The sequence below is a fragment of the Arthrobacter agilis genome, assembly GCF_002953615.1.
GTDB lineage: Bacteria > Actinomycetota > Actinomycetes > Actinomycetales > Micrococcaceae > Arthrobacter_D > Arthrobacter_D agilis_B.
Genome location: NZ_CP024915.1, coordinates 2,665,731 through 2,677,635, shown reverse-complemented (window position 1 = coordinate 2,677,635; position 11,905 = coordinate 2,665,731). Strand labels below are relative to the sequence as shown.

Here is an 11,905-nt window from a genome sequence, read left to right as displayed (position 1 = left end):
TCCCGCCGTACCCTTCGCCGAGGACCACCACCACGCGTCCTACGACGCAGCGGCGGTGAACGCGTTCTGGCGGCAGCTCATCCAGGCGGAACGGGTCCTCACGCGCTTCCGCGCCGAGTTCCTCGGCAAGGTGAGCCCCGTGCACTTCTTCTGGGGTGCCATGGACCTTGCCTGCACGCGCTTCACCGGACGTCCTGCCCCCATCCATCCGGGCGGTGCGCCGAACTGCGCCGACTGGGTCATGCAGGAGGGCTACTCGCACGAGCTCTCCAGCTGCGGGTTCTGGCCCGGCGGCGGCGAGGAGGGCGCCTTCTACTCCTATGCCTACCCCGAGCCCGAGGGGTACCGCGATGCCGTCATCGACGTCGACGGCGCCTACTACAGCACCGAGTTCCGCCAGTTCCTGCTGCCCTACGAGGCCGTGCGCACCAGCGAGGACCCGGATGCCACGCTGCTGCGGTTCCTGCGGGCCACCTACCGGGCCGCGGCGGCCGCAGGTGGGTGGGACCCCGACCTGCTCATCGACCCGCACCGACTGGACCGGCACGCCCGCTAGGAGGGCCTTTGGCCCGCCTGCCCCGGAACCGGCAGCGGCCACCGCCCCGAGGGGTGGTGGCCGCTGCTGCACCGGGAAGCGGTCGCTACTTCCTCCGGGTCTTCGGATCGAGGGCCTCGCGCAGCGATTCCCCCAGAAGGGTGAAGCCCAGTGCCGTGATGGCGATGCATGCACCGGGCAGGAAGGCGAGCTGCGGAGCTACCGCGAGTTCCGCCTGGGCGTAGGTGAGCATGCGCCCCCACTCGGCGGCCTGGGGCAGGCCGCCACCGAGGCCCAGGAACGACAGCGCCGCCGCGTCGATCACGGCCGTCGCGAGCGTGAGCGTCGCCTGCACGATCACCGGTCCCATGCTGTTCGGCAGGAGGTGGCTCATGGTGATGGTCCGGCGGCTGAGCCCGAGGGTCTGGGCCGCCAGGATGTAGTCCGCGCCCCGCTGCGACAGCATGGAGGACCGCAGAAGCCTCGCGAAGATCGGGATCTGCGAGACGCCGATCGCGATCATGATGGCGTAGGAACTCTGGCCGAGCACCGCGGCGATGCTGACGGCGAGCAGCAGGTTGGGGACGGACAGCAGGATGTCCACGAAGCGCATGATGACGTTGTCCACCCAGCCACCGAGCCCGCCGGCCAGGACGCCGAGCAGCATGCCGCCCGCCAGGCCGAGCGCCGTCGAGACGACACCGATCAGCAGTGACGCCTGGGCGCCCCAGATGAGCTTGCTGAGCACGTCCCCGCCGAACCGGTCGAGGCCCAGCGGGAAGCCGTCGATCTCACCGGGACCGGGGATGGTGGTGGGCGTGATGGAGGTGCGACCCGGCAGCTCGTCGCCGCCGTACGGCGCCAGGATGGGCGCGAGGACGGCCACGAGCAGGAAGAGGCCGATGATGACGGCACCGACGATCGCCTGCGGGTTCCTGCGCAGGCGGAGGAAGGCGTCCTTCCACAGGCCGGTGCCCCGGCCGGTGTCGATGGCGGGATCGTTCGGGGCCGCTGAACCGCCGGCGGCGGGAGGCAGGATGGTACTCATTGCACACGCACCCTCGGGTCGATGACGGAGTAGGACAGGTCGACGATCAGGTTGATCAGTGCGTACAGGATCGCGATGAAGATGATGAAGCCCTGAAGCACGGGGTAGTCCAGGCCGAAGATCGCGTCGCGCAGGAACCGGCCGATGCCGTTGAAGGCGAAGACCGTCTCCGTCAGGACCGCCCCCGAGATGAGCAGGCCCAACTGCAGGCCGATGGTCGTCACGACGGGGAGCATGGCGTTCCGCAGGATGAAGCTGCCGCGGATGGTGCGTTCCATCAGGCCCTTGGCGCGGGCCGTGCGGACGTAGTCCGCGTTCTGCACCTCGAGGACCGAGGCGCGCGTGATGCGAACGATGATCGCCAGCGGGATGGTCCCGAGGGCCAGCCCCGGCAGGATGAGGTGCAGGAACGCGTCCCACGCGGCGTCGTACTCGCCCGTGAGCAGTCCGTCGAGCACGTAGAACTGTGTGTAGTGCGTCGCGTCGATGCGCGGGTCCTGCCGGCCGTCGGGCGGCAGCAGGGACCACTGGATGGCGAACAGGTACTTGAGGATGAAGGCCAGGAAGAAGACGGGCACGGTGATGCCGATGAGGCTCAGGACCACGGAGCTGTGGTCGAGGAACCGGCCGTAGTACCGCGCGGCCAGGTAGCCGAGCGGGACACCGACGCCGATCGCGAAGATGAGTGCGATGACGGTGAGTTCGAGCGTCGCGGGGAAGCGGGTGGCGAACTCCTCGAGCACCGGGCGCCCGGTGTTGATGGAGACGCCGAAGTCGCCCCGGAGCAGCCTGCCCATGTAAGTGAGGTACTGGGTGAGCAGGGGGCGGTCGAAGCCGTACAGCTCGTTGACGCGGGCGATGGCCTCGGGCGTCGCCTTCTCGCCGAGCAGGGCGGTGGCCGGACCGCCGGGGAGGCTGCGTACCCACAGGAACAGGAGGATGGACAGTCCGAACAGGGTGGGTACGAGCAGGGCTAGCCGCTTACCGATGACGCGTAACACTCAGGATCCTTCCGGGTGGACCGGCTTCAGCCGGACAGGGGTAGTACAGCAGTGTGGAGCCGGCCCCGACACCGGGACCGGCTCCACACGGGTACTGCTGCTACTCGCTCAGCTCGATGTCGGTGAAGACCTCGTCATTGACGGGGCTCGCCGGGTAGGAGGTGACGCGGGGCGCGAAGGCCAGCGAGGGAGCGGGGTGGGCGAGCGGGATGGCCGGGTTGAACTCGGCGATCTGCTCGTTGATCTCCTTGTACATCTCCGTCTGCTGGTCGCGGTCGCTGGTGCCACGGGCTTCGTCGAGGGCCGCGAACAGCTCGGGGTTGTCGAAGCCGAATTCCAGCTTCTCCTGGCCGAAGAAGACGCCGATGAAGTTGTCGGTGTCGTTGTAGTCGCCGGTCCACCCCAGCAGGTGCAGGCCGTGGTCCGGGGTGCCCTGGACCTGATTCAGGTAGTCGGGCGACCAGGCGGCGGGCGCCGGGTTGACCGTGATGCCGACCTCGCTCAGCTGTGCCTGCAGGTTGGTGAAGACCTGCTCGGGCGTGGGCATGTACGGGCGGGAGACATTCGTCGGGTAGTTGAAGGTGACGTCGAAGCCGTCGGGGAAGCCGGCCTCGGCCAGGAGTTCCTTCGCACGCTCGGGATCGTAGTCGTACGTCGTGACGTCCTCGTTGTAGCCGTCGACGACCTCGGGGATGAACTGGGTGGCGACCTTCGTTCCCTCGGGCAGCGTCTGCGAGACGAGGGCATCCTTGTCGATCGCGTGGGCGATGGCCTCGCGGACCTTCGGATCCTTCAGCTCGGGGACGGCCTGGTTCATGCCCAGGTAGAGGATGGTGAACGGATCGCGCGGCGTGATGTTGTAGCCGGCGTCCTTGAGCGACTGCGTGTCGGCGGGAGCCACGAGGTCGTAGCCGTCGATGTCACCGGCCTCGAGTGCCTGGCGGCGTGCCTGGGGGTCGTCGATGATGCGGAAGATCGTCTTGGTGATCTGGCCCTTCTCGCCCCAGTAGTCGTCGAAGATCGAGAGTTCGAGCTGCTGTCCGACGTCCCAGGAGTCGAACTTGAACGGCCCGGTTCCCACGGGGTGGCCGAGGGCGTACTCGCTCAGCGAGGGAGCCTCCGCGGTGCCGCCGATCTCGTCGGCGGTGAACTCCTCGAGAGCGGTCGGGCTCTGCATGGCGAAGGCCGGCAGCGACAGCGCGGCGATGAATCCGGCGAACGGCTTGGCCAGGTTGACGGTGACTTCATTGTCCCCGTTGGCCTCGCAGGACTCGTAGACGGCGTTCTCGGGGCTGTCCGCGAACCCGCGGAACAGGGAACCGTAGTAGTACGACGTCGTCTCGGCCTGCTGGATGCCGGTCCAGTTGTACCAGCGGTCGAAGTTGAAGCACACGGCTTCCGCGTTGAAGGGCGTGCCGTCGTGGAAGGTGACGCCTTCCTTGAGCTGGAACACCGTGGACAGGCCGTCCTCGGCCGTCTCCCAGGATTCGGCGAGCAGCGGAGCGGGGTCGGCGGTGCCCGGCTCGACGCCGACCAGGCCCTCGAAGATCTGGCGGCTGACGCGGAAGGACTCGCCATCGCTGGCGAAGGCGGGATCGAGCGACTTGGGATCGGAGGACGCGGCGAAGACGAAGGTGGAGTCGACGGCGGCCTCGCCCTCGGTGCCGGTGTTCTCCTCGCGCTGGCTCTGGACGCAGCCGGTCAGGAGGAGTGCGGCGATGGAGAATCCTGCGGTGAGCGCAGCGCGTTTCCTCGCGAAACCTGCGCCGCGCACGGATGTGCCTCGGTTGGACATGTGTTGCTCCCTGGTGAACGAGTGATTCCTACCGGATGTGACCGGTATCCATGGGGACCACAGCGGCGAACGCGCTGATCCGTGTGACGAGCCTAACTTCCGGCGGGGCCGCCGGCGGCATTTCGGGAGCATCGGTGGTTACGATTTGGCATCGCGTGCGACGGACCGGGCCGGCGATACCCGCGCGAAACGTGCCTGAAACCGGAGGACCGATGGCTGGAACAGATACTGCAACATCCGTGCGTTATCGCAGCTTCGCGGAGGTCGAGACGCGGGGCTACTCGCCGCTGTACGACGCGTGGTGCATGGGCGTCAGCGGCGACGGCGAACTCCTCGCCCTGCTGGACACGCTCCCTCCGGCACGCCGCCAGCCCGTCCTGTTCCTCGGAGCAGCGCGATTCGTCGGCGTCCCGCTCGGGGACTACGCCGCCTTCCGGTCCTTCGTGCTCGATTCCTGGGACGCCATCCGCTCCGTGATGGAGACGCGTGCCACCCAGACCAACGAGGCCGGCAGGTGCGCTGTCCTGCTGCCGTCCCTGGCGGCGATCAGCGCCGACGAGGGCAGGCCGCTCGCTCTGGTCGAGGTCGGCGCCTCCGCCGGAGCCTGCCTGTACCCCGACCGCTACGCCTACTCCTACTCCCCCGGGCCCTCCCTGCAGCCGCCCGGCGGGTCCCCGGTACCGCCGCTGGACTGCACGGTGGCGGGCCCCGTGCCCGTGCCGTCGTCGCTGCCCGAGGTCGTCTGGCGGGCGGGGATCGACCTGAATCCGCTCGATGCGGGGGACGACGACGACGTCCGCTGGCTCGAGGCACTCGTCTGGCCGGAGCACCGCTTCCGTGCCGAACGCCTCCGCGCGGCCCTCGGCGTCGTCCGGGCGGAACCGCCGCTGCTCATCCGCGGCGACCTGAACGAGCAGGTCCTGCCGCTCGTCGCCCGTGCACCGGCGGACGCCGTCGTCGTCGTGTTCCACAGCGCCGTGCTCGCCTACCTCGACCGGGAGGGGCGGGACCGCTTCCGGGACACGATGATACGGCTCACCGCGGACCGGGAGCGTCCGGTGCACTGGCTGTCGCACGAGGGCTACGGCACACTCGCCGGTGTGCCCGACGCGATGGAGAAGGCGCCCGGTGAGGAGGACGGACGGTTCGTGCTGCAGCACAACGGCGTCACGATCGCGCGCACCGGACCGCACGGGCAGTCCATCGAGTGGCTGTAGCCCGGAGGGACGTCGTCAGCGCAGGCGCAGGCGCACCGCGTGCCGCGCCATGCGTGCCACCAGATGCGCGCCCGTGTCACGAGGGCTGACGTAGCAGCGCGGCAGGGTGAACCGGTCACCCGGGTCGTAGTCGCCGATCACGCAGCCGTGGTCGTAGCCGGCGGCACGGACGGCATCCGCGGCGGCGTCGTCGAACTCGCCGTAGGGATAGCAGAAACTCACGACGTCGGCCTGCAGGATGTCCTGCAGGACCGTCCTGCTGCCGCCGATCTCCGCGGCCAGGGACTCCGCATCGGCCCCGGGCAGGTGGGGGTGGGTCATGGTGTGGCTGCCGACCTCCTGGCCGGCGGCGGCGACGGTGCGCAGCCGGTCGGCATCCATCAGGCCGAGCCGCGGGCCGTCGTCCCACTCGTTGCCGCCACCGAGGCGACCGGCCACCGCATAGAGGGTGCTGGTCATCCCGTGCCGCTGGAGGATCGGGAGGGCGTGCTCCAGGTAGTCGGTGTAGCCGTCGTCGAAGGTGAGCCCGACGAGGCCGCGCGCCTCCCCCCGGTCCGCCGCCCTCAGCAGCTCCGACAGGGACACTCCCCGCAGGCCCGACCGCCGCAGCAACCGCAGGTGCCGGTCCAGCCGGTCCGGGTGCACCCGCAGCCGGTACGGATCCGGCTGGTCCGACGGGCTGATGGAGTGGTACATGAACACCGGTGGGGTCTTCGTGCGCGCCGGCCCGGTGCGGGCACCCCGTTCGCTGGCCATACCGGTTCCCCCTGGTCGAAGAGCGACGTGTGGCTGTCAGCGTATCAGCGGGCCTGGTCGGCCCTCGTGCACTGTCCTGCGGAGACGGCGTCCTGCAGTCCCTCGGCGCTCTCGACGATGGGACGCAGTTCCGCGAGCGAGAGCGCATAGCCGACGGGCGCGTCGGCGGTGGACTTCGCGAAGACCACGCCGGTGACCCGGCCCTGCAGGTCGAGCAGCGGACCTCCCGAGTTCCCCTGCTGGACGTTCGCGGCGAGGCTGTACACCTGCAGGGGCCGGGGATTCGCGCCGTAGATGTCGTTCACCAGGACGGGGGTGAGTCCCTGGATGCTCGCGGGCTGGATCCGGTACGGGCCACCCGCCGGGTAGCCCGCGAAGGCCGCCGTCGTCCCGTTGGCCAGGTCGTCGCCGAGCGGCAGCGCGGCGGCGTCGAGGCCGTCGACGGCGATCACGGCGATGTCGCGGGCCGTGTCGAGCTGCACCACCCGACCGGGCAGCGCTCCCGCGCCCGGGACCTCGACGACGGGCTCGTCCACCCCGGCGACGACATGCGCGTTCGTGACCACCCGGTCGGGCGCGACGACGAAACCCGATCCGGTCTGGTTCTGGCCGCACTGGAAGGCCGTACCGGTGATCCGGACCACCGAATCGGCCGCTGCAGCGAGCTCGGGAGTATCGACGGACGCATCGGGCACATCCGCCGGGGTCACGGGCCCGACGCTCTCCAGGATGGTGGGGATCCCGTCGTCGACCGCGATGGTCCGCAGCTGCGCCAGCCACGAGCGCACCGGCCCCGGCGTCGCCGTGTCGATGCCGCGGATCACCTGGGAGGACGCCAGCTGCTGGGACAGGAACGGGACGCCGAGCGTCCCGACGCTGAAGGCCAGCATCGACAGGACCAGTGCGGCGACGACCACGTTCACGACGCCCCCGAGGAGGCGGTCGACGATCCGCAGCGGCGGGAAGTCGGACCAGCGGCGGATCGAGGCGCCGAGCGCGGAGCCGACGGCCTGGCCCACGATGATGAGGACGATCACGGTGGCGATGACCGCGATCAGGCGCCAGGGGTTGTCCGGCACCCAGGCGCTGACGAGGGGCACTGCGAAGAAGGCGGCCACCGCGCCTGCGACGAATCCGGCGATGCCGCCGAGCGTGACGAGGAACCCGTTCCGGAGCCCCGTCACCAGGTAACCGAGGAGGACCAGCACCAGGACGACGTCGAGGAGGGTGAACCCGGCGAGGCTGAAGTCCGGCACGTATATTCTCCCCTGGCTATGGTGGACGGAGGGCTACGTTCCTCACGACGCTCCGAGCGATTCTAGCGGCGCAGCATGGGAGGACCGTGGGAACGGGGGTGCTCCAGCCGGAATACGGGTCACCGGAGCGTGTATCAGTCGTCACATCCGCTTCGGTACGGCAAGATGGAGGGCGGAGGACAGCGCGGACCGCCGCATGGACGACGTACAAGAGACGCATCAGGAGAATCAATGGATATCGAGGTACTGCGCAGGGCGCCCCTCTTCGCTTCGCTGGGGGACGACGTCTTCGCCGCACTCACGGACGAGCTGATCGAGGTGGACCTCCCCCGCGGTTCGTCGGTGTTCCGCGAGGGCGACCAGGGCGACCAGCTGTACTTCATCGTCTCCGGCAAGATCAAGCTCGGCCGCACCGCCCAGGACGGCCGGGAGAACCTCCTCGCGATCCTCGGTCCGGGCGAGCTGTTCGGCGAGATGGCCCTCTTCGATCCGAGCCCGCGCACCGCGACGGCCACGGCCGTCTCTGAGACGCGCCTCGCCGGCCTGAAGAACGAGAACCTCCGTACGCTGCTCGAGACCCGTCCCGAGGTCTCGGCCCAGCTCCTGCAGGCCCTTGCGCGCCGCCTCCGCCGCACCAACGAATCGCTCGCGGACCTCGTGTTCTCCGACGTCCCCGGTCGTGTGGCCAAGGCCCTGCTCGACCTCGCGGACCGCTTCGGCCGCCCGGCGACCGACGGCATCCTCGTCGCGCACGAACTCACGCAGGAGGAACTGGCACAGCTCGTCGGGGCGTCGCGCGAGACCGTCAACAAGGCCCTGGCGGAGTTCGTCCAGCGCGGTTGGCTCCGCCTCGAGGCGCGCGCCGTCGTCATCCTGGACATCCAGCGCCTGCGCCAGCGCAGCCGCTGATCCCCTCTCCGCACGGAAAAGGCTCCGCACGACGAAGGCACCTGCCCACGGGCAGGTGCCTTCGTCGTACATCGGACGGGCGGTCAGCGCCCGCGCTGGACGGACCCGCCCTCGCTGAGCTTCGGGCACTCGACCTGCAGCATGAGGTCGCCGTCGTGTTCGGCGAGCTGCGGGTGGTAGATCTTCACCGGGCGCTTGTGCGACAAGTAGGCGATGCAGCCGCGGGAGGAACCGATCTTCTCGAGGATGATCTCCACCGCGGGCACCGCTAGTTCACTGAGCGTGCGGTTCACCGTGTTGGGCTGGCCCACCTCGTCGCCGAGCCTCGTGGTGTCGCGGTCCGCGACCTCCTGCGCGGCCCAGCGCCACTGGCCCCAGACGCCTTTGCTCGCGAGGATGCTCGGCTCCTGGTTCACCGGCTGGGCCGCCGCGAAGTAGTGGGTGTCGAAGCGACGGTGCGCGAAGTCCGGAGTCAGCCAGTGCGAGAGCGGCTTGATGAGGTCGGTGCGCACGCCCAGTCCCCGTCGGGTGAGGATCTCCGAGAAGCGGCACTCACCCTCGTTGATCGCCTCGCGCGCCTTCATCCACTCCTTGGCCTGCGTACCCTCCACCAGCGACGAGGCATCGGGTCCGGCGAGCAGCACCCCGGTCTCCTCGAACAGTTCACGGATGGCGCACAGCACGTGCCGGCGGGCCATCCGGTGGTCGTCGACGCCGAGGGTCTTCGCCCACATCGAGGGTGGAGGGCCGAACCACGGGAGGTCGTCGTCGTCGGACTCCTCGATGCTCCCGCCCGGGAACCCGATGACGCCCAGGGGCGACTGCCCGCGACGATAGGAGAGGTAGGTCTCCGTACCGATCGCGCTGTCGCGCAGGAGGACCACCGACGACGCCGGCCGGGCCTTCAGGGGCGTGCGCTCCCCGTGCTCGATCCAGCTCTCCGCCGCGGTGCGCTGGTCCGGATGGACGGGGAAGAGCCGGGTGCTGAGACGGTCCACGGCCTAGACGAACTCCGCGATGACCTCGACCTCGACGGGCGAGTCGAGAGGGAGGACGGCCACGCCGACGGCGGACCGGGCGTGGACGCCTGCGTCTCCGAGGACTGCTCCGAGCAGCTCCGAGGCGCCGTTGATGACGCCGGACTGGCCGGTGAAGGACGGATCGGACGCCACGAATCCCACGACCTTGACGATCCGCGTGATGCGGTCCAGGTCGCCGATCTGGCTCTTGATGGCGGCCAGGGCGTTGACCGCGCAGGTGGCGGCGAGGGAGGCCGCGGTCTCCGCGTCGACGCCGTCAGCAGCACCGACCTTGCCCGAAGCTGTGAGTTTGCCCCCAATAAAGGGCAGCTGACCGGAGGTGTACACATGGCTGCCCGTGACGACGGCGGGGACGTAGGTGGCCACGGGCGGGACCACGTCGGGAAGGGCGATCCCGAGGTCCGCCAGGCGCGCCTCCACCGCCGAAACCGCGGTATTTCCAGCGGACACTGCTAGCTCTTCTCCCTCTTGAGGTACGCCACGAGACCGTTTCCGTCGGGTCCGGGAACCACCTGCACGAGCTCCCATCCGTCATCGCCCCACTGGTCGAGGATCTGCTTCGTTGCGTGGATGATGAGCGGAATCGTAGAGTACTCCCATTTCTTCATGAGGAAAGCCTAGCGCGTGCTTGTAAACTGGAATAATGGCTGCGCGCAAATCACCCCTGTTCGACACGGCAACCACCCTCGGCAAGATCATTGCATTCCTCGGGATCAGTGCGCTCGCCGGTGTGCTCGCCGCGGGCCTCCTGGTGCCCGTGGCCGCTGCCGCAGGAACGGGGGCTTCCGCGTCCATCCAGTTCTTCGAGGAACTGCCGGCCGAGCTCGAGCGCGAGGCGCTCGCCCAGCCGACGAAGATCGTGGCCTCCGACGGGTCCCTGATCGCGACCCTGTACGAGGAGAACCGCCAGCCGGTCACGCTCGACCAGGTCTCGCCGACCATGCAGGACGCGCTGGTCGCGATCGAGGACTACCGGTACTACGAGCACGGCGGCGTCGACCTCGAGGGCATCCTGGGTGCGATCGCCAGCAACGTCTCGAACGGCACCTCCCGTGGCGCGTCGACCATCACGCAGCAGTTCGTCAACAACGTCCTGATCGACACCGCCCGCCAGAACGGTGGAGCCATCACGCTGAGCGGTGGCGGGAAGACCGTGGGCGACAAGCTGCGCGAGATGAAGCTCGCCATCGCCGTCGAGAAGGAGCTCAGCAAGGACGAGATCCTCGAGGGCTACCTCAACATCGTGCCGTTCAGCGGCACCACGTACGGCGTGCAGGCGGCGTCGCGGTACTTCTTCAACGTGGATGCCAAGGACCTCAACATCCAGCAGAGTGCGATGCTGGCCGGCCTCGTCAACGGTCCGAGCGCGTACAGCCCCGAGTCCAACCCCGAGGGTGCGCTGCAGCGCCGGAACCTCGTCATCGACGCCATGCTCACCCGCGGGAAGATCACGCAGGAGGAACACGACGCGGCCATCGCCACGGACCTCGGCCTCGCCATCTCCCCGACCCTCAGCGGATGCGTCGGCGCAGCGCAGGCTCCGTACTTCTGCGACTACGTCACGCACCTGATCCTCAATGATCCCGCCTACGGCGACACGGAGGATGCCCGCCGGAAGGTCCTGTACCGCTCGGGCCTGACCATCAAGACCACGCTGGACCCCCGCGTGCAGAACGCCGCGCAGACCGCCGTGACCGAGACCGCGAACCCCGACACCACGGACGGCAAGGTGGGGCACACCATGCTGAGCCTGGATCCGAAGACCGGCAACATCCTGTCGATGGCGCAGAACACCCGGTACAACCCCGAGGCGGCCCAGGGCAACACGGTGCTCAACTTCAACGTCGACCAGTTCGACGGCGGGGACCCGAGCAAGAGCCTGGGCGGCGGCGGCGGCTTCCAGCCCGGTTCGACCTACAAGCCCTTCACGGTCGCGGCCTGGGTCGAGAACGGCAAGAGCCTCAACCAGGTCCTCGACGGCACCAAGAAGACCTACCGCCAGTTCGACAAGTGGAAGGCGAGCTGCGCGCAGGGCGGGGAGTTCCTCATCCAGGAGGAGGACGGCTACACGCCGCAGAACTACGGCGACATCAACTACCGGTTCACCACCGTGCTGGACGGTCTCGCCCAGTCGCTGAACACCATCACCATGGCGAGCGCCAAGCAGCTGGACCTGTGCCGCATCCGGGACATCGGCTACGACCTCGGCGTGCACCAGGCGAAGAGCTCCGAGGGCGAGGAGGTCCCGTTCGGCTTCGGGCCGTCCTCGCTCATCGGTGGTGGCGGTGAGGCCGCGCCCATGTCCATGGCCAAGGCCTACTCCGGCTTCGCCAACGAAGGCGTGGTCT

12 protein-coding genes are annotated in these 11,905 nt (G+C 68.9%); 4 read left to right on the top strand and 8 right to left on the bottom strand.

Annotation, left to right across the window (positions count from 1 at the left end):
- Positions 1-556, top strand: a 556-nt coding sequence (locus CVO76_RS13020) for a DUF5996 family protein (protein WP_244185972.1), incomplete at its 5' end; no start/stop codon positions are given.
- An 85-nt stretch (positions 557-641) separates the two neighbouring features.
- On the opposite strand, the gene CVO76_RS13015 is transcribed toward CVO76_RS13020, so the two are convergent.
- The 3 genes from CVO76_RS13015 to CVO76_RS13005 all read right to left on the bottom strand — a co-directional run bounded on the left by CVO76_RS13015 (position 642) and on the right by CVO76_RS13005 (position 4,379).
- Positions 642-1,583 carry an ABC transporter permease gene (locus tag CVO76_RS13015; RefSeq protein WP_133081190.1) on the bottom strand — a complete coding sequence of 314 codons (942 nt, stop codon included), beginning with the start codon at positions 1,581-1,583 and terminating at the stop codon, positions 642-644.
- Positions 1,580-2,584: an ABC transporter permease gene (locus tag CVO76_RS13010; RefSeq protein ID WP_133081191.1), complete on the bottom strand. Its 1,005-nt coding sequence runs from the start codon at positions 2,582-2,584 to the stop codon at positions 1,580-1,582. Before CVO76_RS13010 ends, CVO76_RS13015 begins: the two co-directional genes overlap by 4 nt.
- Positions 2,585-2,684: 100 nt before the next feature.
- The gene (locus CVO76_RS13005; protein WP_133081192.1) at positions 2,685-4,379 is read right to left on the bottom strand and encodes an ABC transporter substrate-binding protein; all 1,695 of its coding nucleotides are present in this window, start codon (positions 4,377-4,379) and stop codon (positions 2,685-2,687) included.
- Between the two features lie 239 nt (positions 4,380-4,618).
- Between CVO76_RS13005 and CVO76_RS13000 the strand changes: the two genes are divergently transcribed.
- Positions 4,619-5,596: a DUF2332 domain-containing protein gene (locus CVO76_RS13000; protein ID WP_244185970.1), complete on the top strand. Its 978-nt coding sequence runs from the start codon at positions 4,619-4,621 to the stop codon at positions 5,594-5,596.
- Between the two features lie 15 nt (positions 5,597-5,611).
- Here CVO76_RS13000 and CVO76_RS12995 read toward each other — a convergent pair whose 3' ends face one another.
- Positions 5,612-6,352, bottom strand: coding sequence for a polysaccharide deacetylase family protein (locus CVO76_RS12995; protein WP_208739558.1), 741 nt, complete (start codon positions 6,350-6,352; stop codon positions 5,612-5,614).
- A 44-nt stretch (positions 6,353-6,396) separates the two neighbouring features.
- A complete protein-coding gene (locus CVO76_RS12990; RefSeq protein ID WP_208739557.1) occupies positions 6,397-7,608 on the bottom strand; it encodes a MarP family serine protease in 1,212 nt (403 codons plus the stop codon).
- Positions 7,609-7,839: 231 nt separating this feature from the next.
- On the opposite strand from CVO76_RS12990, the gene CVO76_RS12985 reads away from it, so the two are divergent.
- Positions 7,840-8,517 carry a Crp/Fnr family transcriptional regulator gene (locus tag CVO76_RS12985; protein WP_087028341.1) on the top strand — a complete coding sequence of 226 codons (678 nt, stop codon included), beginning with the start codon at positions 7,840-7,842 and terminating at the stop codon, positions 8,515-8,517.
- Positions 8,518-8,600: 83 nt separating this feature from the next.
- Here CVO76_RS12985 and CVO76_RS12980 read toward each other — a convergent pair whose 3' ends face one another.
- The 3 genes from CVO76_RS12980 to CVO76_RS12970 are packed head-to-tail and all read right to left on the bottom strand — an operon-like array spanning position 8,601 to position 10,165.
- Entirely contained in the window at positions 8,601-9,515 is a 915-nt protein-coding gene (locus tag CVO76_RS12980) for an NUDIX hydrolase (protein WP_133081196.1), read from the bottom strand.
- Positions 9,516-9,518: 3 nt separating this feature from the next.
- Positions 9,519-10,007: a RidA family protein gene (locus CVO76_RS12975; protein WP_244185968.1), complete on the bottom strand. Its 489-nt coding sequence runs from the start codon at positions 10,005-10,007 to the stop codon at positions 9,519-9,521.
- A 2-nt stretch (positions 10,008-10,009) separates the two neighbouring features.
- The gene (locus tag CVO76_RS12970) at positions 10,010-10,165 is read right to left on the bottom strand and encodes a DUF4177 domain-containing protein (protein ID WP_087074509.1); all 156 of its coding nucleotides are present in this window, start codon (positions 10,163-10,165) and stop codon (positions 10,010-10,012) included.
- Positions 10,166-10,200: 35 nt separating this feature from the next.
- Here CVO76_RS12970 and CVO76_RS12965 point away from each other — a divergent pair.
- Positions 10,201-11,905 (top strand): transglycosylase domain-containing protein (locus CVO76_RS12965; RefSeq protein ID WP_208739555.1); only part of this gene is annotated, 1,705 nt, incomplete at its 3' end.